Source organism: Solidesulfovibrio alcoholivorans DSM 5433, from assembly GCF_000702665.1.
GTDB lineage: Bacteria > Desulfobacterota > Desulfovibrionia > Desulfovibrionales > Desulfovibrionaceae > Solidesulfovibrio > Solidesulfovibrio alcoholivorans.
The window spans coordinates 162,628-184,195 of the sequence record NZ_JNJA01000001.1 but is presented as its reverse complement, the minus strand read 5'-3'; the positions used below and the strand labels follow the sequence as shown (position 1 = coordinate 184,195).

At 66.1% G+C, this 21,568-nt stretch carries 21 protein-coding genes; 13 read left to right on the top strand and 8 right to left on the bottom strand.

Annotated elements, in window-relative coordinates:
* The first annotated feature begins 6 nt into the window (after nt 1–6).
* The 3 genes from fliG to Q368_RS0100770 are packed head-to-tail and all read left to right on the top strand — an operon-like array spanning nt 7 to nt 3,047.
* Nucleotides 7–996, top strand: a complete 990-nt coding sequence (gene fliG / locus Q368_RS0100780; RefSeq protein ID WP_029456829.1) for a flagellar motor switch protein FliG — start codon at nt 7–9, stop codon at nt 994–996.
* Entirely contained in the window at nt 983–1,735 is a 753-nt protein-coding gene (locus tag Q368_RS0100775; RefSeq protein WP_029456828.1) for a FliH/SctL family protein, read from the top strand. The genes fliG and Q368_RS0100775 overlap by 14 nt, the downstream gene beginning before the upstream one ends.
* On the top strand, nt 1,722–3,047 hold the full coding sequence (locus tag Q368_RS0100770; protein ID WP_029456827.1) for a FliI/YscN family ATPase: 1,326 nt from the start codon (nt 1,722–1,724) through the stop codon (nt 3,045–3,047). The genes Q368_RS0100775 and Q368_RS0100770 overlap by 14 nt, the downstream gene beginning before the upstream one ends.
* A gap of 4 nt (nt 3,048–3,051) precedes the next feature.
* Here Q368_RS0100770 and Q368_RS0100765 read toward each other — a convergent pair whose 3' ends face one another.
* The 5 genes from Q368_RS0100765 to Q368_RS0100745 all read right to left on the bottom strand — a co-directional run bounded on the left by Q368_RS0100765 (nt 3,052) and on the right by Q368_RS0100745 (nt 7,703).
* Nucleotides 3,052–3,282 (bottom strand): hypothetical protein, encoded by a 231-nt coding sequence (locus Q368_RS0100765; protein WP_029456826.1) that lies wholly within the window; start codon nt 3,280–3,282, stop codon nt 3,052–3,054.
* A gap of 22 nt (nt 3,283–3,304) precedes the next feature.
* Nucleotides 3,305–4,489, bottom strand: coding sequence for an MFS transporter (locus Q368_RS0100760; RefSeq protein ID WP_029456825.1), 1,185 nt, complete (start codon nt 4,487–4,489; stop codon nt 3,305–3,307).
* Nucleotides 4,490–4,624: 135 nt separating this feature from the next.
* On the bottom strand, nt 4,625–5,617 hold the full coding sequence (locus tag Q368_RS0100755) for a SphA family protein (protein WP_029456824.1): 993 nt from the start codon (nt 5,615–5,617) through the stop codon (nt 4,625–4,627).
* A 75-nt stretch (nt 5,618–5,692) separates the two neighbouring features.
* Complete coding sequence (locus tag Q368_RS0100750; protein ID WP_029456823.1) at nt 5,693–6,811, bottom strand: linear amide C-N hydrolase; 1,119 nt, start codon at nt 6,809–6,811, stop codon at nt 5,693–5,695.
* Between the two features lie 19 nt (nt 6,812–6,830).
* Nucleotides 6,831–7,703: a hypothetical protein gene (locus Q368_RS0100745; protein WP_029456822.1), complete on the bottom strand. Its 873-nt coding sequence runs from the start codon at nt 7,701–7,703 to the stop codon at nt 6,831–6,833.
* Between the two features lie 243 nt (nt 7,704–7,946).
* Here Q368_RS0100745 and Q368_RS0100740 point away from each other — a divergent pair, with 243 nt between their 5' ends.
* The 6 genes from Q368_RS0100740 to Q368_RS0100715 all read left to right on the top strand — a co-directional run bounded on the left by Q368_RS0100740 (nt 7,947) and on the right by Q368_RS0100715 (nt 11,479).
* The gene (locus Q368_RS0100740) at nt 7,947–8,186 is read left to right on the top strand and encodes a hypothetical protein (RefSeq protein ID WP_029456821.1); all 240 of its coding nucleotides are present in this window, start codon (nt 7,947–7,949) and stop codon (nt 8,184–8,186) included.
* The gene (locus Q368_RS0100735) at nt 8,183–8,707 is read left to right on the top strand and encodes an acyl-CoA thioesterase (RefSeq protein WP_029456820.1); all 525 of its coding nucleotides are present in this window, start codon (nt 8,183–8,185) and stop codon (nt 8,705–8,707) included. Before Q368_RS0100740 ends, Q368_RS0100735 begins: the two co-directional genes overlap by 4 nt.
* A gap of 26 nt (nt 8,708–8,733) precedes the next feature.
* A complete protein-coding gene (locus tag Q368_RS0100730; RefSeq protein WP_029456819.1) occupies nt 8,734–9,033 on the top strand; it encodes a hypothetical protein in 300 nt (99 codons plus the stop codon).
* A complete protein-coding gene (locus Q368_RS0100725; RefSeq protein ID WP_029456818.1) occupies nt 9,030–9,260 on the top strand; it encodes a MoaD/ThiS family protein in 231 nt (76 codons plus the stop codon). Before Q368_RS0100730 ends, Q368_RS0100725 begins: the two co-directional genes overlap by 4 nt.
* 4 nt (nt 9,261–9,264) lie before the next feature.
* Entirely contained in the window at nt 9,265–10,119 is an 855-nt protein-coding gene (locus tag Q368_RS0100720) for a HesA/MoeB/ThiF family protein (RefSeq protein WP_029456817.1), read from the top strand.
* 79 nt (nt 10,120–10,198) lie between these two features.
* Nucleotides 10,199–11,479 (top strand): histidine kinase, encoded by a 1,281-nt coding sequence (locus Q368_RS0100715; protein ID WP_029456816.1) that lies wholly within the window; start codon nt 10,199–10,201, stop codon nt 11,477–11,479.
* A gap of 239 nt (nt 11,480–11,718) precedes the next feature.
* Here the strand turns inward: Q368_RS0100715 and Q368_RS0100710 are convergent, their stop codons facing one another.
* Nucleotides 11,719–12,324 (bottom strand): hypothetical protein, encoded by a 606-nt coding sequence (locus Q368_RS0100710; protein ID WP_029456815.1) that lies wholly within the window; start codon nt 12,322–12,324, stop codon nt 11,719–11,721.
* A 149-nt stretch (nt 12,325–12,473) separates the two neighbouring features.
* On the opposite strand from Q368_RS0100710, the gene cls reads away from it, so the two are divergent.
* Together cls and Q368_RS0100700 are read left to right on the top strand one after the other, a co-directional pair.
* Entirely contained in the window at nt 12,474–13,886 is a 1,413-nt protein-coding gene (gene cls / locus Q368_RS0100705) for a cardiolipin synthase (RefSeq protein WP_029456814.1), read from the top strand.
* A gap of 358 nt (nt 13,887–14,244) precedes the next feature.
* Complete coding sequence (locus tag Q368_RS0100700; RefSeq protein WP_029456813.1) at nt 14,245–14,778, top strand: hypothetical protein; 534 nt, start codon at nt 14,245–14,247, stop codon at nt 14,776–14,778.
* A 238-nt stretch (nt 14,779–15,016) separates the two neighbouring features.
* On the opposite strand, the gene Q368_RS0100695 is transcribed toward Q368_RS0100700, so the two are convergent.
* Both Q368_RS0100695 and Q368_RS0100690 read right to left on the bottom strand, forming a co-directional pair.
* The gene (locus tag Q368_RS0100695) at nt 15,017–16,510 is read right to left on the bottom strand and encodes an outer membrane homotrimeric porin (RefSeq protein ID WP_029456812.1); all 1,494 of its coding nucleotides are present in this window, start codon (nt 16,508–16,510) and stop codon (nt 15,017–15,019) included.
* A 103-nt stretch (nt 16,511–16,613) separates the two neighbouring features.
* Nucleotides 16,614–17,108, bottom strand: a complete 495-nt coding sequence (locus tag Q368_RS0100690; protein WP_029456811.1) for an AmiS/UreI family transporter — start codon at nt 17,106–17,108, stop codon at nt 16,614–16,616.
* Between the two features lie 641 nt (nt 17,109–17,749).
* Between Q368_RS0100690 and glmS the strand changes: the two genes are divergently transcribed.
* Nucleotides 17,750–19,573, top strand: coding sequence for a glutamine--fructose-6-phosphate transaminase (isomerizing) (gene glmS / locus Q368_RS0100685; RefSeq protein ID WP_029456810.1), 1,824 nt, complete (start codon nt 17,750–17,752; stop codon nt 19,571–19,573).
* A 33-nt stretch (nt 19,574–19,606) separates the two neighbouring features.
* Nucleotides 19,607–21,466, top strand: a complete 1,860-nt coding sequence (locus tag Q368_RS0100680; protein ID WP_029456809.1) for an N-acetylmuramoyl-L-alanine amidase — start codon at nt 19,607–19,609, stop codon at nt 21,464–21,466.
* The last annotated feature ends 102 nt before the right edge of the window (nt 21,467–21,568 follow it).

Below are 21,568 nucleotides of genomic sequence, written 5' to 3'. Positions count from 1 at the left end.
ATGTCCATGACCGGCCCGCAGAAGACCGCCGTCCTGTGCCTGGCGCTCGGCGAGAAATTCACCGGCGAGGTGTTCAAGCGCCTGGACCGGAAGGAAATCGCCCGCATCTCCAAGGCCATGATGGAGATGGAGACCGTGCCCAAGGAGCAGGTCGAGGACGTGGTCCACGAGTTCAACGAGTCCATGCAGGTGGGCAAGGACATGGTCACGGGCGGCCCGGAGCAGGTGCGCAAGATGCTGTCCAAGACGCTCGACTCCGACACGGCCAAGTACATCATGGAGACGCTCGAGCTCGACACCGGGCCCACGCCCTTCCAGGAGCTCGGCAACGTCTCGCCGCGCATCCTGGCCCAGATCCTGCGCAACGAGCACCCGCAGACCCTGGCGCTGATCCTCGGGCACCTGCACCCCGACCAGGCCGCGGAACTGCTCCAGAACCTGCCGTCGGGCGTGCGCGCCGAAGTGCTCATGCGCCTGTCGCGCCTGGAGGCCGTGGCCGAGGACATGCTGCTCGAAGTGGACAAGGTGCTGCAAAACCAGCTCATCGCCATGGGCGGCAAGGAAGGCAAGAAGGTCGGCGGCATCACCTCCGTGGCCGAAATCTTAAATGCCGTGGACAGGGCCACGGAAGAGGAAGTGCTCTCGGAGATCGAAGAGGAATCGGCGCAGATGGCCGAGGACATCCGCAACCTCATGTTCGTTTTCGAGGACATCAAGGCCCTGGACGACCGCGCCATCCGCGAACTGCTAAAGGAAGTCTCCAACGAGGAGCTGACCCAGGCATTGAAGGGCGCGTCCGAGGATCTGCGCGACAAGTTCTTCAAGAACCTCTCCGAGCGCGCCGCCACCATGATCCAGGAAGACCTGGAGATCATGGGCCCCATCCGTCTTGCCGAGGTGGAGGCCGCCCAGCAGAACGTGGTCAAGACCGTGCGCCGGCTGGAAGCCGAGGGCAAGATCGCCATCGGGCGCGGAGGCGGGGATGTCTTTATCTGACGGCAACGCGGCCGGCGTGCTCACGGGCCGGGTCATCCTCGGCCCGGGCGGGGGCGGCGAGGCCGAGACCACGGTTTCGGAACTGGAATCGCGCCGTTCGCCCCTGCATTTCGAAGAGGTCGAGGCGCAGTTCTGGGAGCGTGTGCGCGCCAAGGCCAAGGCCAAGGCGTCGGCCATCATCGCCGAGGCCATGGCCGAGGGCGAGCGCATCAAGGCCAAGGCGCAGGAAGCCGGCTACGCCGCCGGCGTGGCCGCGGCCGGCGAGCAGATCCAGACCGAACTGGCCCAGATGTCCACCTCCCTGGGCTCCATGCTCGAATCCCTGACCGGGGAGCGCAAAAAGCTCTGGGACGCCCACCGTCAGGAATTCGTCGCCCTGTTGCGCCTGGCCCTGGAACGCACCACGCTCGCCGCCATCGACGCCCGGCGCGAGGAAATCCTGCGCAACCTCCTGCACGAATCCCTGGACCTCATGGACGCCAAGGCCGACCTGACCCTGGCCGTCAATCCCGAGGACGAACCGCTGCTGCGCGAGCTTATCAACCGCGCCTCCCAGGACCGCGGCGGCCTCGACAAGGTGCTCGTGCGCCCCAACCCGGAACTGCTGCCCGGCAGCGTGATCCTCGAATGCGGCGACGGTCTCGTGGACAACTCCATCGGCAGCCGCTTCGGCGAGGTGGAAACCATTTTGGCCCAGATGGCCGCGGCCGGGGAAGGCGACGGCGATGGCGCGGCTTGAGACCGCGGGGGCCATGGCCCAGCTTACGGCGCTACGCCCGGCGCGCACCTTCGGCAAAGTGTCCAAGGTGGTGGGGCTTATTGCCGAGGGCCGGGGCATCCGCGCACCCGTGGGCTCGGTGTGCCAGTTGCTGGCCGACGACGGCCGCAGCGTGCGCGAAGTGCCGGCCGAAGTGGTGGGGTTTCGCGACGGGGCGTGCCTGTTCATGCCCTACGACGACCTGCGCGGCATCGCGCCCGGGACGCTGATTCGCAACACCAGCACGCCGCCGCTTTTCCCGGTGGGCCGGCGCTACCTCGGCCGGGTCATCGACGCCTTCGGCACCCCCCTCGACGGCGGCGAGCCGCTTTTCCCCACGCGCTTCAATCCCGTCTTCGCCCCGGCCCCGGACCCCATGGACCGGCCGCGCATCTGCGACCCCATGGACGTGGGCGTGCGGGCGATAAACGGCCTTCTCACCCTGGGCAAGGGCCAGCGCGTGGGCATCATGGCCGGATCGGGCGTCGGGAAATCGACGCTCATGGGCATGATCGCGCGCAATACCAAGGCCGACGTCAACGTCATCGGGCTCGTGGGCGAACGCGGCAGGGAATTGCGGGAATTTATCGAAAAGGACCTGGGGCCCGAGGGCATGGCGCGCTCGGTGGTCGTGGTCGCGACCTCGGACAAGAGCCCGCTGATACGCATGCGCGCGGCCTACGCGGCCACGGCCATGGCGGAATTTTTCCGCGACGAAGGGAGCGACGTCATCCTCATGATGGACTCCGTCACCCGTTTCGCCATGGCCGGGCGCGAGGTGGGCCTGGCCGCGGGCGAGCCCCCGACCACGCGCGGCTACACGCCCTCGGTCTTCGCCCAGCTCCCGAAGCTCCTGGAGCGCGCCGGCAAGAACGGCAAGGGCAGCATCACCGGCATCTACACCGTGCTCGTGGACGGCGACGACTTCAACGAGCCCATCGCCGACGCCGTGCGCTCCATCCTCGACGGGCACATCGTGCTCACGCGCGACCTGGCCGACCAGGGGCATTTCCCGGCCATCGACGTGCTGCGCTCGATAAGCCGCCTGCGCTCGGACGTGACGCCCAAGGACGCGCTTGGCGCGGGCCGCGAGCTCATCCGCATCCTCGCGACCTACCGCCGCGTGGAGGACATGGTGAACATCGGGGCCTACGCGCGCGGGGCCAATCCCGATATCGACCGGGCCATCGACATGATCGGCCCCATCAACGACTTCCTGCGCCAGGACATCGCCGCCAGCGCCACGCTCGACGAGAGTTTCGCCGCCATCAGTGCCCTGGTCGGGGCCAAATAGTCCGTTACGACGCCTGACGGTCCGCCGGCGGGACGTGGCCGGTGGCCGAGAGCCGCGCCTCGATGCGTTCGAGCAGCACGTTTTGCCGCTCGAGCAGCTCCACCGCCCGGTTGATCTTCCAGTACCAGCACACGAGCTCGCGGCAGATCAGGAAGATCACGAGCAAAATGAGCAGCGTGATCAGAAACGACCACAGGCCGCCGCCGAACGTGCCGTATTCGTACCATCCGTGCATGTCGCCCTCCTTGGGGAAACGATCACTTCACTGTTGACGTTTTGGCGTCGAGCCCCAGGCTCAGGGCCGTGCCGCACAGGCAGGCCGCCGCGCCCACGAGCAGAAAACCGCCGTACCCGAACGCCGCCACGGCCGCGCCGCCGAGGATCGGCCCGAGAAAGCTGCCGCTTTGCAGCGAGAGCATCATCAGGTTGGCGTTGAGGCCTCTATAGGCCGGTTCGGACAGTTCGTACATGAAGGCGTTAAGCGACGGCGAGCCCACGCCCATGCCGACGCCGAGGAGCAGCGCCGCCGCAAACGCGAACGTCAGGCCGCGGGCGAAGTAGAGCAGCAGGAACGCGCCCGCCGTGACCAGGTAGCAGAAGCGGATCAGCCGGATTTTCGGCACGGCGTCGAAGACGCGGTTGGCGAAAATCCGCAGCAGGATCATGCACGACATCTGGAGGGAGAAAAACACCCCGGCATGGTCGAGGCCGCGCGAGAGGAACAGGCTCTTGGCCAGGAAAAAGAGCGAGGCGAAATTGAGGTAATAGACGGCGTTGACGGCGAGGAGTTGGGCGACCGGGCGCTTGCGTGCGTTTCGCGCCATCTGCGCAAGCGCCGGCCGGCGGGCCGGCGCGTGGCCTTCGCGCCCGGCCACGCGCCGCCCGAGCACGGCGACCACGGCAAGCGCCGGGGCGAGCGCCAGGGCCATGCCGGCGTAGCCCTGGGGATAGGACAGGACCGCCGGGGAAAGCGCGTCGAAGACCGGCGGCACGAGGGAATAGGGCAGGAGCATGGCCACGGAATACATGCCGAAGGCTTGCCCCGTGCGCGTGGGCGGGATGACGGCCACGAGCAGGGTCATGGCCCCGGCGGAAACGAGGGCCACGGCCAGGCCGTTGGCCAGGCGCACGGCGAGCAGCGCCGGCGCGGACGTGGCGAAGAGGTAGGAGACGCCGCAGCCGGTGAGGATCAGGATGCCGCAGCCGGCGGCCCGCGCGGCGTTATGGACGGTGAGGAAGGGGCTGGCGAAGAGGTAGCCGGCCATGGTCGCAAGCGACGAGGCCCCGATGAGAAGCCCCCGCCAGGAGGCCGGGATGCCAAGCGCCTGGAGGTAGACGTAGAGGCTGTAGAAGACCGCGATGTTGCAGTAGGCCAGAAAGAGCAGCAGGCACAGCCCGCTGAACTCGAAGGTGAAGATGCGGGCCTTGGGCTGCGTGTGCATAGGGTCTCGTCGCGAGGCCGCCGGATAGCCCGGCGCGCGCGGCGGTGTCAAGGGCCGATGCGGCGGCGGCTCGAAAGGAAACGCGGGCGGCCCGGGGTATCCGGACCGCCCGCGTCGCATGGGTAGGGGCGTGAACTAAAACTTGACGGCGAAGGAGGCGTAGACCGTGTCGCCGAGGAAGCTGTGGGTCGCGCCCAGGCCGTGGAGCCATTTGGCGATGAGCATGACGTCCTTGCCGCCCACGGGAATGGCATAGGTGGCGGCCGGGCCGATGCCCGTGCCCGAGGAGTAAAACGACCCCATGGTCGCGCCCGCGCCCGAGTCCGGGGTGGTCTGGGCCACGAGGTAGCCCACCGCGCCCAAGGCCAGGCGTTCGTTCACGTGGTAGGCGGCGGTCCAGTCCACATGGAGCTGGTTGCCGCTCAAATACTTGGTGGTCGCGTTCTCGGCGTTGATCATGTAGCCGGCGTTGACCGACAGCTCGAACCGCTTTTTGCTCAGCCAGGTGAAGGCCATGTTGCCGTCGAAGCTGGCGTAGTTCATGCCCAGGTTGGTGAGCTTGCTCTTGTCGTAGTAGCCCGTGGGCAAAAAGACGATGGGCGTGACGGCCAGGTGGCATTCGCCGAAGTTCCAGCCGGCGATGACCGGCATGAGGAAGATGTCGGAAAGCCCGCCCCGGTCTCCGCCGCCGCCAAAATCCAGTTGATGCGGCATGTCGAGGCCGGTCGTGCGCGAGCGGCGGCTGTAGTCAGCGGCCACGTCGCCGGTGATGTGTTCGTTGAGGATCAGCGGCACCCCGACGCCGAGGCCCAGGAAGCCGCCCATGGCCGGCACGTCGAACAGGTAGGAGAACTTGGTGATGTTGATCACCGAGGTGTCGTCGAGGCCGGCGAAGACGCGGCCGGCCTTGTACGTGGCGTCCATGTGGGTGGACTGGTAGAGGGTGTCGTTTCGTACGTAGAAGCCCGAGGCCGGGATAAGCCCCATGAGGAAGTCGCCGTAGGCCCCCTGGATGTAGTGGCTGGCCCCGCCTTCCACGGCCTGGGCCGGGCGTGGGGCGGCGGCGAGGGCCAGGGCAAGGCACAGGGCGGCGAGGAAAAGCGGGGCGGCGTGAGGACGGTGAGACATGGGAATCCTTCCTGGGGTTATGGCTTTGCCCGTCACGGGGGGAGAGCCCCGCGACGGGCGTTGGCCGGGTCAGCGTCAGGGCATGGCCGCGGGCTTGGCTGTGGCGGTCACGTCAAGGTAATCGGGGGCGAGCTTCGTGGGGATGTTTTGCATGGTTGTTCCGGCCTTGGCCAGAGCTTCCTTGAGGTCCACGTAGCGCCAATTCTTGTTGTCGTAGGTGCGGAAGTAGTAGCGGCCGCGCGCCGTGTCCACCGCCCCGACCCACTGAGTGACGTCGCGCACGATCCCGGCCGGCGAGACGTCGCGCACGGTCCCCATGGGAATGTCCACGTTGTCGATGATGGTCATGGCCAGAGCCAGCCCGGCGTCGGGACCGGCCACGGGGGAAGCTGTCTGGGTCAGGGCCACCATGCGCAGGAAGCGGCTCGGCGGGGTGAAGTCCCCGGGCAGCCCGAGCATGCCCGAGCCCTGGCCCGTGGGATCGATCTTGAAGCCGGCGAGGTCCTTGGGCGCGGCGTTGACCGCCGAGAGGTTGACGAAGTTGCTCAGGTAGATGCGCATCCAGTCGAAGTCCGGGGCGTTGGTGAGTACGCCCAGGGGGTTGTCATGAACCTTCGTCTGGCCGCCGACATGCTCGATGACGATGCTGTCGCCGGTGGCATCGTGGACGGTGAAGTGCAGGGGCAGCGGGCCCACGGTGATGCCCTTGGAGGCGGACGGTCCCTGGCACACGCGCACCTGGGCAAGGCCCGCCCGCACCTCGGCCACGGTGGCGAACTGGGACAGGAGCCAGTTGACCACTTCGTACTGGGCGATGGTCCGACCGGCCTCGGCCGGCTCAAAGGAGGCGTAGCCGGCGAAGCCGGGGAACAGCAGGCCGCCGGCCACAAGCCCCTTTTCGTTGACGCCGTCGATGAGGATGGGAACGCCATGGGAATTCATGCCGATAAAGCCGTATTTGGCCGTGAAGGGCAGGCCCTTGGACGAGCCGTCGGGCAGGGTGCCGACAAAGGTCGTGCCCTTGGGCACCACGGACACGCCGGCTTCTTGCTGTTCGGCGTATTCCATGGTGCGGGCGTAGATGACGTCGCCGTCCGTGGTTTTGAGCCGGATGCTGGTGCAGGCGTCGGCGCGGCCGAGCGCGGCCAGGGTGATGACGGCGACGGCCAGGGCGGCCAGGGAGCGCGAGCGCATGTTCGGGGCCTCCTTCGAGTTAGAACAGTTTCGGGATGATCGGCGTGATGCTCAGCTTGAACGTCCACTCCGTGCCCGCGTCCCGGGGCCGGATGACGGAGTAGTCGGCTTCGGCGGCGATTTTGACCGGCAGCGTGCCCAGCTTGACGAGCTTGGCCACGCCCAGGCCCACGGGCAGGGTCAGGGCCTTGTCCGCGTCCTTTTGCGTCCAGTCGATGAGCACGTTGGGCGACATGCCGACCTGCCAGGTGGGGGCCGGCGAGTACCAGATGAAATACTGCGCCTTGGTCAGGCTCACTTCCTTGCGCGAAGGGTCTCCTCCCACGGACCACCATTGTTGCGGGAAAACGCCCACCACCCAGGTTTCGTCCATGTACACGGCGGCGAGTGCGCCGCCGAGCTGCCACTTGCCGTCGCCGAGGTGCTTGTCCGTGGCCGTGGGGAAAACGGCCGTGGGCCCGAGGCCGAACAGGAACTTCGAAGTGCTGGAGCTCGGCGCGACCATAGCCATGAACTCGGCATCGCCCAGGCCGAATTTATAATCGACGTTTTTAAGGCTGACGGGATAGGGCGTGTTGTAGACCGGCAGCACCGGCCGGGCGATGAGGCGGTAGTCGCTGGACAGGTCGAAGGTGAGCACGGGCTGGAAATTATAGTTGAACTGCGTCCGTTCCTCCCTGAACGGTCCGCCCTTGGGGGATTGGAGCAGGTTCAGGTTGAACTGGTTGGTGATCATCCAGAGGCTGCCTATGGGATTGCTCGATTCCTGGGTCAGCTTCTGCATGTCCTGCTGGTCGGGCGAGGGCGCTGCGGCCTGGGCGGCGGACCTGCCTGGAACAATGGAAAAGACCGTCACGCAACACAGCGCGAACAAGAGGATTTTGCGGGGCATTTTTCGGTAATCCTTTTGGTTGCAGAGGGATGGATAGAGAGTGGAGTCGCCTGAAAACCGCGTTCGAACTGTGCGCGCCGCGTTGCCGTGCAGCACGGCAAAAGTCCTTTTCCTATTATCCTATTGAACCATGAAGCACGCCCGATGTCCAGCCTGCGCATTGACCCCGCGCCCCCCGGGACGCTAAAGGTTTGACGCGGCCATCCCGGCCGCCTTTCCGTCGCACCGCCCAAGGAGGCCTCCATGCTTCGCCGACTCGTTGCCGCGTCCTGCCTCGCCCTGGCCGCCTTGAGCCTGGGCTGCGCCGGTTCCGGCCCCAAATCCGACAATGTCGCCGCCGACGTGGTCACCACCGACTACAACGATTGCGAAAGCCGCGCCTACGTGTCCACGGCGCTGATCCGCTCGGCCGGCGAGGCCGCGGACAAGCAGCAGGAAATCATCGACGCCTGCATGCAGGAAAAGGGGTACGCGATCAAATGACGCCGCCGGAAAAACGCAACCTGGAGCCCAAGACCGTATCCGCCAGCCGCGTGGTCATGCCCCAGCGCATGCTGCCCCCGGACGCCAACCCGGCCGGCAATGTCCACGGCGGGGTCATCCTCAAGTACATCGACACCGCCGGCGGCATCGCCGCCATTCGCCATGCCCGCTCGGCCGTGGTCACCGCCTCCATCGACCGCATGGATTTTTTGAAGCCCGCCTACATCGGCGAGGTGGTGACCTTCATGGCCTCGGTCAACCTCGTGGGCTCCACATCCATGGAGGTGGGGGTGCGCGTGGAATGTGAAAACCCCATCACCGGCGAGACGCGCCATGCCGGTTCGGCCTACCTGACCTACGTCGCCCTGGACGCCGACCGCCGCCCCCATGCCGTGCCGCCGCTGATCCTTGAAACCGAGGACGACCGCCGCCGCAACCGCGAGGCTGCCGCCCGCCGTGAGGCCCGGCTTCACGAGCGCCGCCGCGAGCGCGATTCCCAGCGGCAGGGACAGTCCGACTAACGCCGCTACCCGATAAGGAACGCATCGTGGCCGAAACCATCGACGACCTGACCGTCAACTACGAAGAAGACGGCGTGCTTTTGACCAAGGAACTGGACAAGGTGATTCTCTCGCGCGGGGCCTGGACCACGATCCTGTTCCGCTTCGTGCAGTGGGACCCGAAAAAGGACGCCTACGGCCCGGACCGCTATGCCATCCGGCGCTACAAGAAATCCGGCGACACGTACCGGGTGCAGTCGAAATTCGCCATTTCCAGCCGGGATCAGGCGAAAAAGATCATCGACGGCCTGGCCGCCTGGATCGAGGCGCCCGAAGGCGAGGCGTGACCGACGCCGTGACCGTGCGCCTGCTCGGGGGGCTGGCCGGCGCGCCGCCTCCGGACGGCCGGCTGCCCCTTGCCCCGGGCGACACCGTGGCCACGGTGACGGCCCGGTGCGGCGTCGATCCGGCGGCGCTCGGCACGGTGCTGGTCAACGGCCATGCGGTGCAGCCGGACACGCGGCTGGCCCCGGGGGATGCCGTTCTTTACATCGCGCCCATAAGCGGTGGGTGATCCCATGTTCGAAACAGGCGAAGCCGCGAGCCGCGCCATCGCGGCGGCGGCCCACGACGCGCCCTTTCCCGACGGCCGGCCCGGACGGTTCCTGACCGGCGAGGCCGTGGCCGCCCTTGGCCGGGAGCTGGCCCTGCCCCTGCGGCAGGTGGAAATCGCGGCCCTGGAGCTTGGCGTGTGCCCCCTGCGTTACGCCCGCAACCTCCACGCCTTTTCCCTGGCCGAGCAGGCCCGGCTGCTCGCCTCGCGCGCGGCCATGGTCGGCCTGGGGGGCCTTGGCGGGGGGCTGCTTGAAAACCTCGTGCGCGCGGGCGTGGGCGTGGTGCGCGCGGCCGACGGCGACGTGTTCGAGGAAACCAACTGCAACCGCCAGTTGTTGTCCGACGGCGCGGCCCTTGGCAGGCAAAAGGCCATCGTTGCCGCGGCGCGGGCGGCGGCCGTCAATCCGTCCGTGGAATTTACCGCCTGGCCGCGCTTTCTCGACGCGGCCGGCATGGCCGCACTGCTCGACGGCGCGGACGTGGCCGTGGACGCCCTGGGCGGGCTGGTCGACCGGCCGGCCCTGGCCGCGGCGGCGCGCGCGCGGGGCATCCCCCTCGTCACCGGGGCCGTGGCCGGCTACACCGTCATCGTGGCCACGGTGCCGCCCGGCGCGGCCTCGCCCGTGGAGCTTCTCGCCGGCGGCGGGGGCACGGCGGCCGAGGACGTGCTCGGCTGTCCCTCCCCGGCGGTCATGGCCGCGGCCGCGCTCATGGGGGCCGAGGTCGTGCGCCTGCTCGCCGGCCGCGCCCCGGCCCTTTCCGGCAAGGCGCTCGTGGCCGATCTCGAGACCATGCGCTTCGACACCGTGACGTTCTGAGCCCATCGACAGAAATCGTCGGAAGCGTTACAGAGCGGACAGGGGGCGACGACCGCCCTTTCACGCGCAAGGACCAGACATGCCGCTCAAAGCCGATTCCTGTCCCCTGGCCACCCCGCTTTTGCTTACGGGTTTCGATTCCCGCGAACGCCTGCTCAACATCATCGGCTCCGCGCCGGCGGCCGTGCGTGCGGCCATCGTCGACCTCATGCGCTCCATCAAGACCTCCCTCGACGTGCTGGAGGAGGTGCCGGTGCTGGAACGTCCGGAGAGCCCGGTGCGGGACTGGGAAAGCCTGTTGACGACCCTGACCGGGGTGCGCCGCGAGATCGACGCGGTCAAGACCCTCAAGCTCGAGGAGCTGATGCGGGCCAACCCGGGCTTCGCCAACCTCGAATACCGTTACGGCAAGCTCAAAAAGGCTCACGACAAGGCCGCGCTCATGCTCGAGATCCTCTACGAGCTCATCAATGCCGGACAGGACTTCCAGACCGCCGACGAAATCCTCGAACAAAGCGCCGAGATCCTGCTCAAGGAGCTCAAGGCCGACCTTTACGTCTGCCGTTTGCGCGACGAATCCGGCAACTGGGTCAATATCGCGGCCAACACCCACACCGGCCGGGCCACGCCCATTTTCGTGCGCTTCATGGAAGAGACCTTGCCGCACCACCCGGTCATGCGGTCCGTCAACGACCCCCGGGCGCTGTTCGTGGTCTCCAACAATCTGCAAGGCCCCGAGCGCGGCGGCGAGTCCATCGACTGCGTGCCCTACCTGGAAGGCTTTCGTTGCCGGTTGTCGTTTTTCCTGCGCGCCCCCGCGGGCAAGGCGTTCGGGCTCATCATGCTCTACTCGAAAAAGCCCCGGTTCTTCGACCGCTACGAAACGGATTTTTCCGCGGACTGCGCCCGCATCGTCTCCCTCACCGTGGGCCGGAGGCTGGAGCTCGGGCGCGACGCGTTGGCCAAGGCCGCGGGCGGCATGGCCCACGTCGGCAACAACGTGCTGGCGATCATGAAAAACGGCGCGGAACTCATCCTGGAGGACTGCGAGGACTTTCTCGACAACGAGGACGACATCGCCACGGCGTTCATCGGCGAGGCCATGCAGCTCGTTCCCGGCCCCTGGCCGCCCCTGGCCCCGGCGGCCATGCGGCATCTCTTCGGCCTGACCGTGGAGCGCATGGAGGTCGAGAAGAAGATGCAGTACGTCAACCTGATCGTGGAGAACATCAACCGCCTGCGCGGGGCCATCGTCAACCTGCTCAAGGCCGTGGAAAACCCCATCCTCATGCCCTACGTCGGCGGCGAGGAAGTGCTCGATCTCGAGCCCGAGGCCGAAAACGGCCACACCGGCCACTAGCCCCCGTACCCCGTAAAAAACGGACACCAGGAATTCCTCCGGGTGTCCGTTTTTATCTTTTTTCCGCGCAACCGTTCCCATGCAACGCCGTGGCGTCGGCTTGGAGAAGGGGATTTCTCTTCGAAGAGGCGTCGCAAGGACACGCTCGGCTGCGGGGTCGCAAGCCTGCAAGCGCCCCGTCGAGGAGGTCCAGGAGGGGGGCATCCCCTCCTGGCCGCCGGAGGCGTCTTCTACGCCGACTACCCGGCGTGGACGTCGGGCAGCGCGCCGATCTCGGCCTTGGTCGCGGACAGCAGCACGTCGCCGTCCTCGTAGCCGGACACGAGCCCGGCCGGCACCTGCACCTCGCGCGTGCCCCACAGATGGCCCGTGCGCAACAACAGGTGCGTCACGCGTCCTGTGTGGCGCTCGGTGAGCACGCCGTCCACGCGGCCGACCTTGCCGTCCGTGGCGCGCACGGGTTCGTGCCCGGCCAGGGCCACCGAGCCCGCGGGCGTGGTCGGATGTTCCACGGTCCAAGACGACGGGGCCATGGGGAGCTTCACGTCCTCGGCCTTGGCCAGGGACAGGAAAAATGTCGGGGAATAATAGTCTTCCTGGATGTACGGCTTGCAGGCCGCGGCGCGCTTTTGCGTGATATTGAGGCGCACGCCGTCGGGGCCGGCGGAGGCGATGTATTTTTCCGGTACCAGGCGCAGGGTGTTGGGCAGGGCGTCCTCGCGCACGACCAGATGCGTGGCCTTGCCCTGGTGCGGGTCGATGATGACGTTCTCCACGCGGCCGATGGCGGCGTCCGTGGCATGGACCGGGGCGGAAAGAGTCAGGTCGAGGGCGGCGTCTGGCATGTCGGGGCTCTCCGGGCAAACGTTGTGTTGCGGTTTTGTGCAAGGATTCTTGCCGTATTGCCTGCATCGGTATAAGCAAAAGACGCATATGGTCAAGTCGGTATGCAGCCGGTTGCGCAAGCGCCGCCGCTTGTCCACAGGGAGGGGCCATGCTCGTCATCATACTCGCCTGCTGTCACGCCATCGGTGTCGCGTCCGCGACCCGAGCCCTTTTCACCGCACGCTCCCCCCAGGGTGCCATGGCCTGGGTCATGGCCATGATCACCTTTCCCTACGTGGCGGTGCCGCTCTATTGGGTGCTCGGCCGCAACCGCTTCCAGGGCTACGTGGCCTCCAGGCGCGCCGGCGACAAAGTCGTTGACGCCCTGGCCCCGGAACTCGACCATTTGCGCGCCTTTCCCGATCCGCAGGCCCCGGGCGTGCCCGGGCTGTTCCCGGTCCTCGAACGCCTGGGCGAACTGCCGTTTACCACCGGCAACGCGGTGGCGCTGCTCATCGACGGCAAGGCCACTTTCGACGCCATCTTCGCGGCCGTGGACGCGGCGCGATCCTCCGTCCTGGTCCAGTTCTACATCATCCGCGACGACGACATCGGCCGCGCCCTCAAGGCCCGCCTGACGGCCAAGGCCAGGGCGGGCGTGGCCGTCTATCTCCTCTACGACGAGATCGGCTGCCACGAGCTGTCCGAAGCCTACCTCGACGCATTGCGCCAGGCCGGGGTGCACGTCTCGGCGTTCAACACCACCCTCGGCTGGCGCAACCGCCTGCAGCTCAATTTCCGCAACCACCGCAAAATCGTGGTGGTTGACGGCCACACGGCCTTCGTCGGCGGCCATAACGTCGGCGACGAGTACATGGGCAAAAGCCCGAAACTCGGACACTGGCGCGACACCCACGTGCGCTGCCAGGGGCCGGCCGCGACGCTGGTGCAGCTGACCTTCGCCGAGGACTGGTACTGGGCCACGCGCCGCATGCTGTCCCTGGACTGGGAACTGCGGCCCGCGCCATCCGGAAACATGCCCGTGCTGGTGCTGCCCACAGGCCCGGCCGACGACATCGAATCCTGCGACCTCTACTTCTTCCAGGCGATCAGCGCGGCCACGAAACGGGTGTGGATCGTCAGCCCCTATTTCGTGCCCGACCGCGAGATCGTCTCGGCCCTGCAACTGGCCGTGCTGCGCGGCGTGGACGTGCGCGTCATGCTGCCCAAAAAGCCGGACCACAAGCTCGTCTATCTCGCCTCGTTCTCCTACCTGCCGGACCTCGAAACCCTCGGCGTCAAATTCTACCGCTACGGCGATGGCTTCCTGCACCAGAAAATCATCCTCGTCGACGACGTCATGGCCTCGGTCGGCACGGCCAACTGCGACAACCGCTCGTTTCGGCTCAACTTCGAGATCAGCATGGCCGTGGCCGACCCCGGCTTCGTCAAGGCCGTCGAGGCCATGCTGCTCGAGGACTTCTCCCGCTGCCAGCGCGCCAGCGCCGACGACTACGAGGACCGCTCGTTCGCGTTCAAGACCGGCGTCATGCTCAGCCGGCTGCTCTCGCCGATCCTCTGAAGCGTGGGGCAGGCAGGGAAAGCCTTCCGGTCGGGCAGGGTACAGCCTTGCTCGCGGCAAGCATTTTATGCGGAGAACGTGTTCCGGAAAGGCACGGAATTCACCCCCCTGTAGGGTTCGCCAGAAAAACAGCATCAAGTCGCTGCATGTCGGGAGCGTGTGCCTCGATTTTTGGGGTGGCGGGGTGCCCGGCATTGTTATTTGTTGACGTATATAATATTATATATAAATATCTGCCAATAGGTGTGCCGTCCCCGCTACGGCAGGTCCATGCGGCGGGCGGCTCTCTCGCGGCAGAGGCTCGGTTCATGAACAGTTCTTCCTTCCTTAAGCGAATGAAACTTTGAGGAGGTGAGCCATGGGTGATTTGATTAAGAGGGTGACAACAAGCAACGATGTCATGTATATCGAATTGGTCGCTTGTTTTTCCTCTGCATATAGGTATTACGAGGTCGTCCTTGATAACGTGACACCTTGTGTTTATGACGCACATCTTCGCGCGCAATATGGTCAGGAAAAAGGGTGGCTGACAGAAAGTCTCTATAATACGGAGACATGGTCCAATGATAGGGGAGGGAGCAACGCCACAAGCGATATGGATACGTCCTTTCTCGTCTACCCCAATAGCCGCCAGGGACCTACGGATGGCGGAGTGTACGGTACAATGACCATATTCAACCCGCAGAATGCTTCCAATGTCCCGTTCACTGCTCTGCTGTATGCGCCGATCGCGCATCGGTCCTGGGGCTGCCAGGTGTTCAGTGGCGGGTCGTATTTGCTGCAAGGCAGCGCCGCGCAACTGACGAGCATCCGTTTTTTTTACGACCAGAAAGATGCGCACAACAACTCCATCTATGCCGGAAGTACCGTCAGCATCTATGGTACGGCCTGATTCTTCCGGCAATAAGGAGCTTGACGGGAGTCGCTGGTTTTTGCCGTAGTCCGCCGTACCGCGGCCGTGGCGGGCGGCACGCCCCCCGTGGGCAAGCCCGTCCGCGGACGGGCTTGCCCACGGGATAGTCGGTGACCGTCCGAAATCGCCACCGGGTCGCACCCTCGCCTCACGCAAACAAAAAAGGCCGGCCCCGTGCGGGGGGCCGGCCTTGGCGTCGGTTGCGGCAGACTTGCTGTTAGAAGGTGTACTTGAGGCCGAAGGAGACCTTCCAGGCGTCCTCGGCCTTGTTGGCGAGGCGGCGGCCCCAGACGCTTCTCTGGAACTCGCTCGGGTGGGCCCAGCCGGTTTCGAGGATCAGGGCCAGGTTTTCGTAGAGCATGTACTTGGAGTCGAAGTTGAGGCCGATGACCCATTCCTTGTCCGTGAGGTCGCGTCCCATCTGGAAGATCGGGTTGCTGCCCAGGACGAAGTTGGCGTAGCGGATGGCCTTGGCCGAGTTGGTGCCGTGGACGTAGGCGAAGGTCAGGCGGCTGGTCAGTTGTTCGATGAAGCTCACGTTGTTGAGCGACGCGCCGAAGCCGTAGGCGCCAAGCGGCGAGATGCCCATGTTGGAGCCCTTGACCAGTTCCTGGCCGCCGTCGAACAGGAAGCTGTTGCCCGCGTTCCAGTTCTGGGTGCCGCCGTCGTGTTCGCCGCCGCGGCCGGAGCCGGGGAAGAAGTTAGGCATGCGTTCGGAACCGTTGCGGGTGGAGTTGTCTTCACCGGTGGACCAGAAGCCGAAGGCTTGCGGCGTCATCATGGTCATGCCGGTGTATTCGGCGGCCGCGTCGATGAACCAGCCGTTGCGCACGTTCTTCCTGTACTCGTTCATGCCGTGCTGGCCCCAGATGACGTCGGCGTAGAACTTGAAGGGGTCGAGCGCGGTGACTTCCAGGGTGGAGCCGGCCCACAGGGCGGTGATGAAGTTGTTCTTCCAGCCCACGGGCGCCATGGAGAACAGGCCCGAGGAAATGAGGCCTTCGGCCCATCCGGCCTCGGTCAGGTAGTGGCCACCCTTGCCGCCCACGCCGAACAGTGCCCACGGGGTGGCCTTGAAGCCTTCCACCGTGATGGGCAGCGCCAGCATGTAGCCTTCCTCGTTGGCGTAGACCGACTCGGTGGTCGGCGCGAAGGTGCGGTCGCTCGAAATGGTGCGCACGTAGGCCAGGACCATGCTCAGGTGGTCCTGGATCAGCGGCGCGGTGATGATCAGGGACGAGACGTTTTCGTCGAAGACGATGCTGCCGGCGAAGAACGAGGACTGCGGGATGGATGCGGGCTGGAGGCCGGCGGAGATCTGGATGTCGCAGCCCGGCCACTTGAACATCAGGTAGGCCTGGTAGACTTCCACGGCCGTGGTCGGGTTGGCCGCGGTGAAGGTGCCGTGGCCCCAGACGTCCTCGACCAGGATGCCCAGGCGGAACTTCACGGCCTCGTTGGCCACGAAGTCGCTGCGCAGGCGGAACCGTTCCCAGATTTCGAAGCGGTCTTCGGTCCGGCTGCCGGCGGGCAGGATTGTGCCGGCCTCGTTGATCCACTTGGCGCTGTTCCAGCCGGTGAAATTGCGGTTGGCGAAAAAGTTGCCGTAGACGAGCGCATCGCCCGTCATCCGCACCTCGGTGGCTGCCTGGGCGCGGACGGCGGCTGCCAGCATGAGCACTGCCGCGAGAATGCACAATACACGTTTCATGATTCCCTCCTCCAAAGGCGATTGTTCCCCAAAACGCAACCGACGACGCGAAAATTGGACAGGCCCGGACCGCAAACCGGTCCGGGCCACGGGCAGGGCGCGCCTAGAACGGCAGCGGCTTGCCCGACAGAAGCAGAAAGGCCGGGATGTAAAGCCCGACCGGGACCCATATGATCAGCGACCAGGCAAGGAGCTTGGCCGACAGTTTGCCGTAGGCGTTGAGCCATACCTCGAGCGTCAGTGCCGTGTAGCCGGCGCAGGCCAGGGTGAAGTAGCCGCTTCCTTTCACGTGGTAGTAGAGTAGCATATAGATGAATGAGATAATAGCCACCGTCAAGCTCACATTGCCAACGGAGCGCATGTCGGAGAGCCCGGCCAGCAGGGCGTAGGCCACCACGCAATAGAGCAGGCCGTGGGCAAAGAGCAGGCCAGCCGTGAAAGCGTCGTTTTGCATGACGTTCACGAATGCGCCCAACACCACGCAGACACCGACGAAGGCGCAGATGGCCCCCGTACCTTTGGCTTCGCCGTAGCCGAGGAAGAGCAGGGCCACGGGCAGCCACATCAAGGAAATGGCGATCAAGATAGCCAGCGTCATCACATCCCCCCACCGTTTCTGGTTTATGTCGTCCCGAATCCTCCCGCCTAAAGCACGCGTTAACCCAAAATGCCGTCCCGGCGCGGGGCGTCCCGCCGGGGCGGTCGCCGCCCCAGCCCCAAAGTCCGTCAGAAACGCTGCGGGAAGCCGCCCAAAGCCGTGGGCGGTTTCCGGATGCGTTGCTTTTGCGCGTGACGCACCTTGGGGGTTTGCGTGCGTATGGCAAATACCGGTCCTGAATTAATCTTTTGTTATTTTAAGGGGATGGATTCGAATGTGACGAAAGGGGGACGCCGCATGGGACTTTGACGCACTGTCTTGGCGGTTGCGCGCGCGGCGGCACAGGGGCGATGTCACGATTTCATTTGGAATAATAGCCTGTTGGCAGGCGAGGAACTTTTGTCCTTTCCGTTTGCAAGGTTGGGTCAAAATTTCTCGCATGGCGTCGGCGTGTCGTTATTACCCAGACAAAAAAATCAATTTACCCGGCGCGGGGCGGCGCCGCCGCCGCGTGTTGCAACGCCTGCCCAGGCGGGCTAAGAAGGCCCGGAATGCGGTTTGCAGCCGCGTGCGGACGAGACGGTCGTCCGCGGCGGCGCAGAGCCAACGGCTTGCGCCAACGGCGCGGCGGGAGAGTGCTTATGTGCGGCATCATTGGGTATTGCGGGCACCGGCCGGCGGTTCCGGTCATCATCGAAGGCTTGCGGCGCCTGGAATACCGGGGCTACGACTCGGCCGGCGTGGCCTTTTTGCAGGGCAAGGACCTGATCACGGTCCGGGCCGAGGGCAAGCTCGCCAACCTGGAAGCGAAGCTCGCCGCCCAGAACGTCTACCTGGCCACCTCGGGTGTCGGCCACACCCGCTGGGCCACGCATGGCCTGCCCACGGAAAAAAACGCCCACCCCCACACCGACGCCTCCCGTTCCATCGCCCTGGTTCACAACGGCATCATCGAGAACTACCAGGAACTGAAAAAGGAACTGGCCGCCACGGGCGTGCGCTGCGTGTCGGACACCGACACCGAGGTCCTGGCCCAGCTCGTCGGCTGCTACTACAAGGAAAAAGGTTCGCTCGCCGAGGCCATCTCCAAGGCCCTGTCCCGGGTCGAGGGCGCGTACGCCATCGTGGTCGTCAGCCGCGACAACCCGGGCATGCTCTACGCCGCGCGCAAGCAGTCGCCCCTGGTCATGGGCGTGGGCGTGGGCGAGAATTTCCTGGCCTCGGACATCCCGGCCTTTCTGCCTTACACCCGCGAAGTGGTCTTCCTCGACGACGGCGAGATGGCGCGCATCGACGCCGGCTCCTGGCAGGTCCTTGACGCCGCCACCCTGGCCCCGGTGGAAAAAGCGGTGCGCCACATCAGCTGGGATGTGTCCGCGGCCCAGAAGGGCGGCTTCAAGCACTTCATGCTCAAGGAAATCTTCGAGCAGCCGCGCGTGATCGCCGACTGCCTCGCCGGCCGCGTGGACCGCGCCACGGGGCGGGCCGTGCTGCCCGAACTCGACGCCGTGCCCGTGCCCGAGCGCCTGTTCATCGTGGCCTGCGGCACCTCCTACCACGCCGGGCTGTGGGGCATGTACCTCCTCGAACAGTGGGCCGGCATTCCGACACGGGTCGAGATCGCCTCGGAGCTGCGCTACCGCGAGCCCATCCTCGGTCCCGGAGACACCGTGCTCGCCATCAGCCAGTCCGGCGAGACCGCCGACACCCTGGCCGGCATCCATCTGGCCAAGGCGCGCGGCGCGCGCGTCATCGGCCTTTGCAACGTGGTCGGTTCGAGCGTGGCCCGCGAGGCCGACGTGGTGGTGCACACCCAGGCCGGGCCGGAAATCTCCGTGGCCTCCACCAAGGCCATGTGCTCGCAGCTCGTGCTGCTTACGCTCATGGCCCTGGCCTTCGGCCAGCGCAAGGGCGTGCTGCCGCAAGAGGCGGCTGAAAAATGCGTGCCCGCCCTGGAGGGGCTGCCCGCGCTGCTCGATGGCATCCTGCCGGCACTGCGGCAGCGCGGCCGGGAGCTGTGCCGCGTCTACGCCGAGGCGCGCAGCTTCCTCTACCTCGGCCGCGGCCTGTGCTATCCCCTGGCGCTCGAAGGGGCGCTCAAGCTCAAGGAAATCTCCTACATCCACGCCGAGGGCTATGCCGCGGGCGAAATGAAGCACGGCCCCATCGCGCTGATCGACCCGAAATTCCCCACCTTTGCCCTGGCCCCCCTGGACGGGCTTTTCCCCAAGGTCAAGTCCAACCTCCTGGAGGTCCAGGCGCGCGGCGGCAAGATCGTGGCCCTGACCCAGCCCGGGGCGGACCTCGACGTGGACCATCCCTGGGAGATCCCGGCCGCCTGGGGGCCGCTGTCCACCTTTCTCATGCTGCCGGCGCTTCAGCTTTTCGCTTATGAAATGGCCGACTACCTGGGCAAGGACGTGGACCAGCCGCGCAACCTCGCCAAATCCGTGACCGTGGAGTAGGCCTGCGGCGTGTCGGGAAGCGCTTTTCTCCGGATGCTCTTGCGGGCGGCGGCGCTGGTCGCCGCCCTGTGCTGTGCCGCCGGCCCGGCCCTGGCCGCGGACGTGGCCACGGATTACCAGGCCGCGGTCAAGGAGTTCGACCGGCTGCGCAAGGACCCCGGTTCCTCGGGCCGGCGGGACCTGTGGAAGGCCCTGGACGCGCGCTTGGCCGCCCTGGCCAAGGCCGCGGGCAAGGATCCCCTGGCCCCGAAGATCCTCTACTACCAGGCCTGGACCAACGCCGAACTTGCGGCGCGCTCCTACCTCGACGCGGACTACGCCACCGCGGCGGAACTTTACAAGCGCATGGCCGACGCCTTCCGCAAACACGCCTGGGCCGACGACGCCCTGTTGCGCCGTGCGGACATCCTCAAGGGGCCGCTCAAAAAGCCCGACGAAGCCAGGGCCGACCTGGAACTGCTGCTTGCGCGCCATGCCAAGGGCGACATGGCCGCCCGGGCCAGGGAAATGCTGGCCACCCTCGACGCGCCGGCCGCCCCGGAGAAATCCCCGGCCACGGCGGCCGCGCCCGCGCCGGAGAAAAAAGCCGGCCCGCCGCCGGCAAGCCCGGCCAAACCCGCCGTGCTCACCCGGGCGACCGTGTCCCAGAGCTCAAGCGGCGGCCGGCTCACCCTGAACCTCGACCGGGAAACCACGTTCCGCTACCAGCTCCTCGAGCAGAAGCGCTCCGGTGGCGACACCGCGAAACTGCTCTACATCGACCTGGACAACACCCGCACCGGCGGGGGCGTGCCGTCGGAAAAGCGCTTCGCCAAGGGCGCGGTCAGTCGCCTGCGCGCGGGTTATTTCACCCCCGAAACTGTGCGCGTGGTGCTGGAACTGGCCGACGTGCGCCAGTACGAAATCCACAGCGAGGCCGATCCGTTCCGCATCGTCCTCGACCTCAACGCGTCGCCGGGGCCGGGCGAGTCCAAGGCCTCGGAATATCGTGCCGAGGCCGCGAAAAGCGGTAAACCCGAAACGCCCAAGCCTGCGACCTGGCTCGGCAACGTCTTTGCCGACGCCAGCGGTCCGGACCAGGGACCGCCGCCCGGACAGCTCAAGAAAGGCTCCATTTCCGCCTCGCCCCGGGACGACAAGCCGGGCAAACCCCTCAAGCCTTCGGCCGAGGCGAAAAAACGCATGGGCAGCCTGCTCGAACAGCTCGGGCTTTCCGTGCGCACGGTCATGATCGACCCCGGCCACGGCGGCAAGGACCCCGGCGCGCAAGGACTTTACGGCGTGACGGAAAAGGACGTGAACCTGCGCTTCGCCAAGATCCTCGGCGAGGCGCTGCGCAAGAAAGGTTTCAATGTCCTCTACACCCGCACGACGGACGTGTTCATCCCCCTGGAGACGCGCACGGAAATGGCCAACTCCAAGGGCGCGGACCTGTTCGTCTCCATCCACTGCAACTCCCACAGCGACGCCGACTCCGAGGGACTGGAAACCTATTCCCTCAACCTCGCCAATTCCCGGGATTCCGTGCGCGTGGCCGCGCGGGAAAACGCCGTGTCCCAGAAAAAGGTCAGCGACCTGCAGGCGATCCTGACCGACCTCATGCTCTCGTCCAAGACGGTCGAGTCCAAGGATCTGGCCAGGCTCGTGCAGAAGCGTTCCCTGGCCGAACTTCGCGGCTCCTGGCGCACACGGGACCGCGGCCCCCACGAAGCCCCGTTCTTCGTTCTCATCGGCGCGAACATGCCGGCCGTGCTCGTGGAACTCGGCTACATCACCAATCCCGAGGAGGCCAGGCGCCTGACCTCCGACGCCTACCTGAATGCCCTGGCCAAGGGCATGGTCGAGGGCATCGCCGCCTACAAGAAGCGCATCGAACGCTACGCCAACCTCTAGCGTTGCGGTCCGTTGCAAAACACGGCAATGTTATGCGAATACGCACAACACGTGTGTCGGGTTGCGCCTTGTCCATGCGGTCTGCAAGGCGCGCCGCGAACC

Coding starts and splice junctions, on each gene's coding strand:
- Q368_RS0100750 (WP_029456823.1), bottom strand. CDS start 6,811: ATGCGCTCGCGCTCCCTGGCCGCCCTGGCCGTCGCCGTCATCACCCTG.
- Q368_RS0100745 (WP_029456822.1), bottom strand. CDS start 7,703: ATGCCCCGCAAAATCCTCTTGTTCGCGCTGTGTTGCGTGACGGTCTTT.
- Q368_RS0100760 (WP_029456825.1), bottom strand. CDS start 4,489: ATGCACACGCAGCCCAAGGCCCGCATCTTCACCTTCGAGTTCAGCGGG.
- Q368_RS0100755 (WP_029456824.1), bottom strand. CDS start 5,617: ATGTCTCACCGTCCTCACGCCGCCCCGCTTTTCCTCGCCGCCCTGTGC.
- Q368_RS0100740 (WP_029456821.1), top strand. CDS start 7,947: ATGCTTCGCCGACTCGTTGCCGCGTCCTGCCTCGCCCTGGCCGCCTTG.
- glmS (WP_029456810.1), top strand. CDS start 17,750: ATGTGCGGCATCATTGGGTATTGCGGGCACCGGCCGGCGGTTCCGGTC.
- Q368_RS0100775 (WP_029456828.1), top strand. CDS start 983: ATGTCTTTATCTGACGGCAACGCGGCCGGCGTGCTCACGGGCCGGGTC.
- Q368_RS0100735 (WP_029456820.1), top strand. CDS start 8,183: ATGACGCCGCCGGAAAAACGCAACCTGGAGCCCAAGACCGTATCCGCC.
- Q368_RS0100715 (WP_029456816.1), top strand. CDS start 10,199: ATGCCGCTCAAAGCCGATTCCTGTCCCCTGGCCACCCCGCTTTTGCTT.
- Q368_RS0100720 (WP_029456817.1), top strand. CDS start 9,265: ATGTTCGAAACAGGCGAAGCCGCGAGCCGCGCCATCGCGGCGGCGGCC.
- cls (WP_029456814.1), top strand. CDS start 12,474: ATGCTCGTCATCATACTCGCCTGCTGTCACGCCATCGGTGTCGCGTCC.
- Q368_RS0100770 (WP_029456827.1), top strand. CDS start 1,722: ATGGCGCGGCTTGAGACCGCGGGGGCCATGGCCCAGCTTACGGCGCTA.
- Q368_RS0100690 (WP_029456811.1), bottom strand. CDS start 17,108: ATGACGCTGGCTATCTTGATCGCCATTTCCTTGATGTGGCTGCCCGTG.
- fliG (WP_029456829.1), top strand. CDS start 7: ATGACCGGCCCGCAGAAGACCGCCGTCCTGTGCCTGGCGCTCGGCGAG.
- Q368_RS0100700 (WP_029456813.1), top strand. CDS start 14,245: ATGGGTGATTTGATTAAGAGGGTGACAACAAGCAACGATGTCATGTAT.
- Q368_RS0100710 (WP_029456815.1), bottom strand. CDS start 12,324: ATGCCAGACGCCGCCCTCGACCTGACTCTTTCCGCCCCGGTCCATGCC.
- Q368_RS0100695 (WP_029456812.1), bottom strand. CDS start 16,510: ATGAAACGTGTATTGTGCATTCTCGCGGCAGTGCTCATGCTGGCAGCC.
- Q368_RS0100680 (WP_029456809.1), top strand. CDS start 19,607: ATGCTCTTGCGGGCGGCGGCGCTGGTCGCCGCCCTGTGCTGTGCCGCC.
- Q368_RS0100765 (WP_029456826.1), bottom strand. CDS start 3,282: ATGCACGGATGGTACGAATACGGCACGTTCGGCGGCGGCCTGTGGTCG.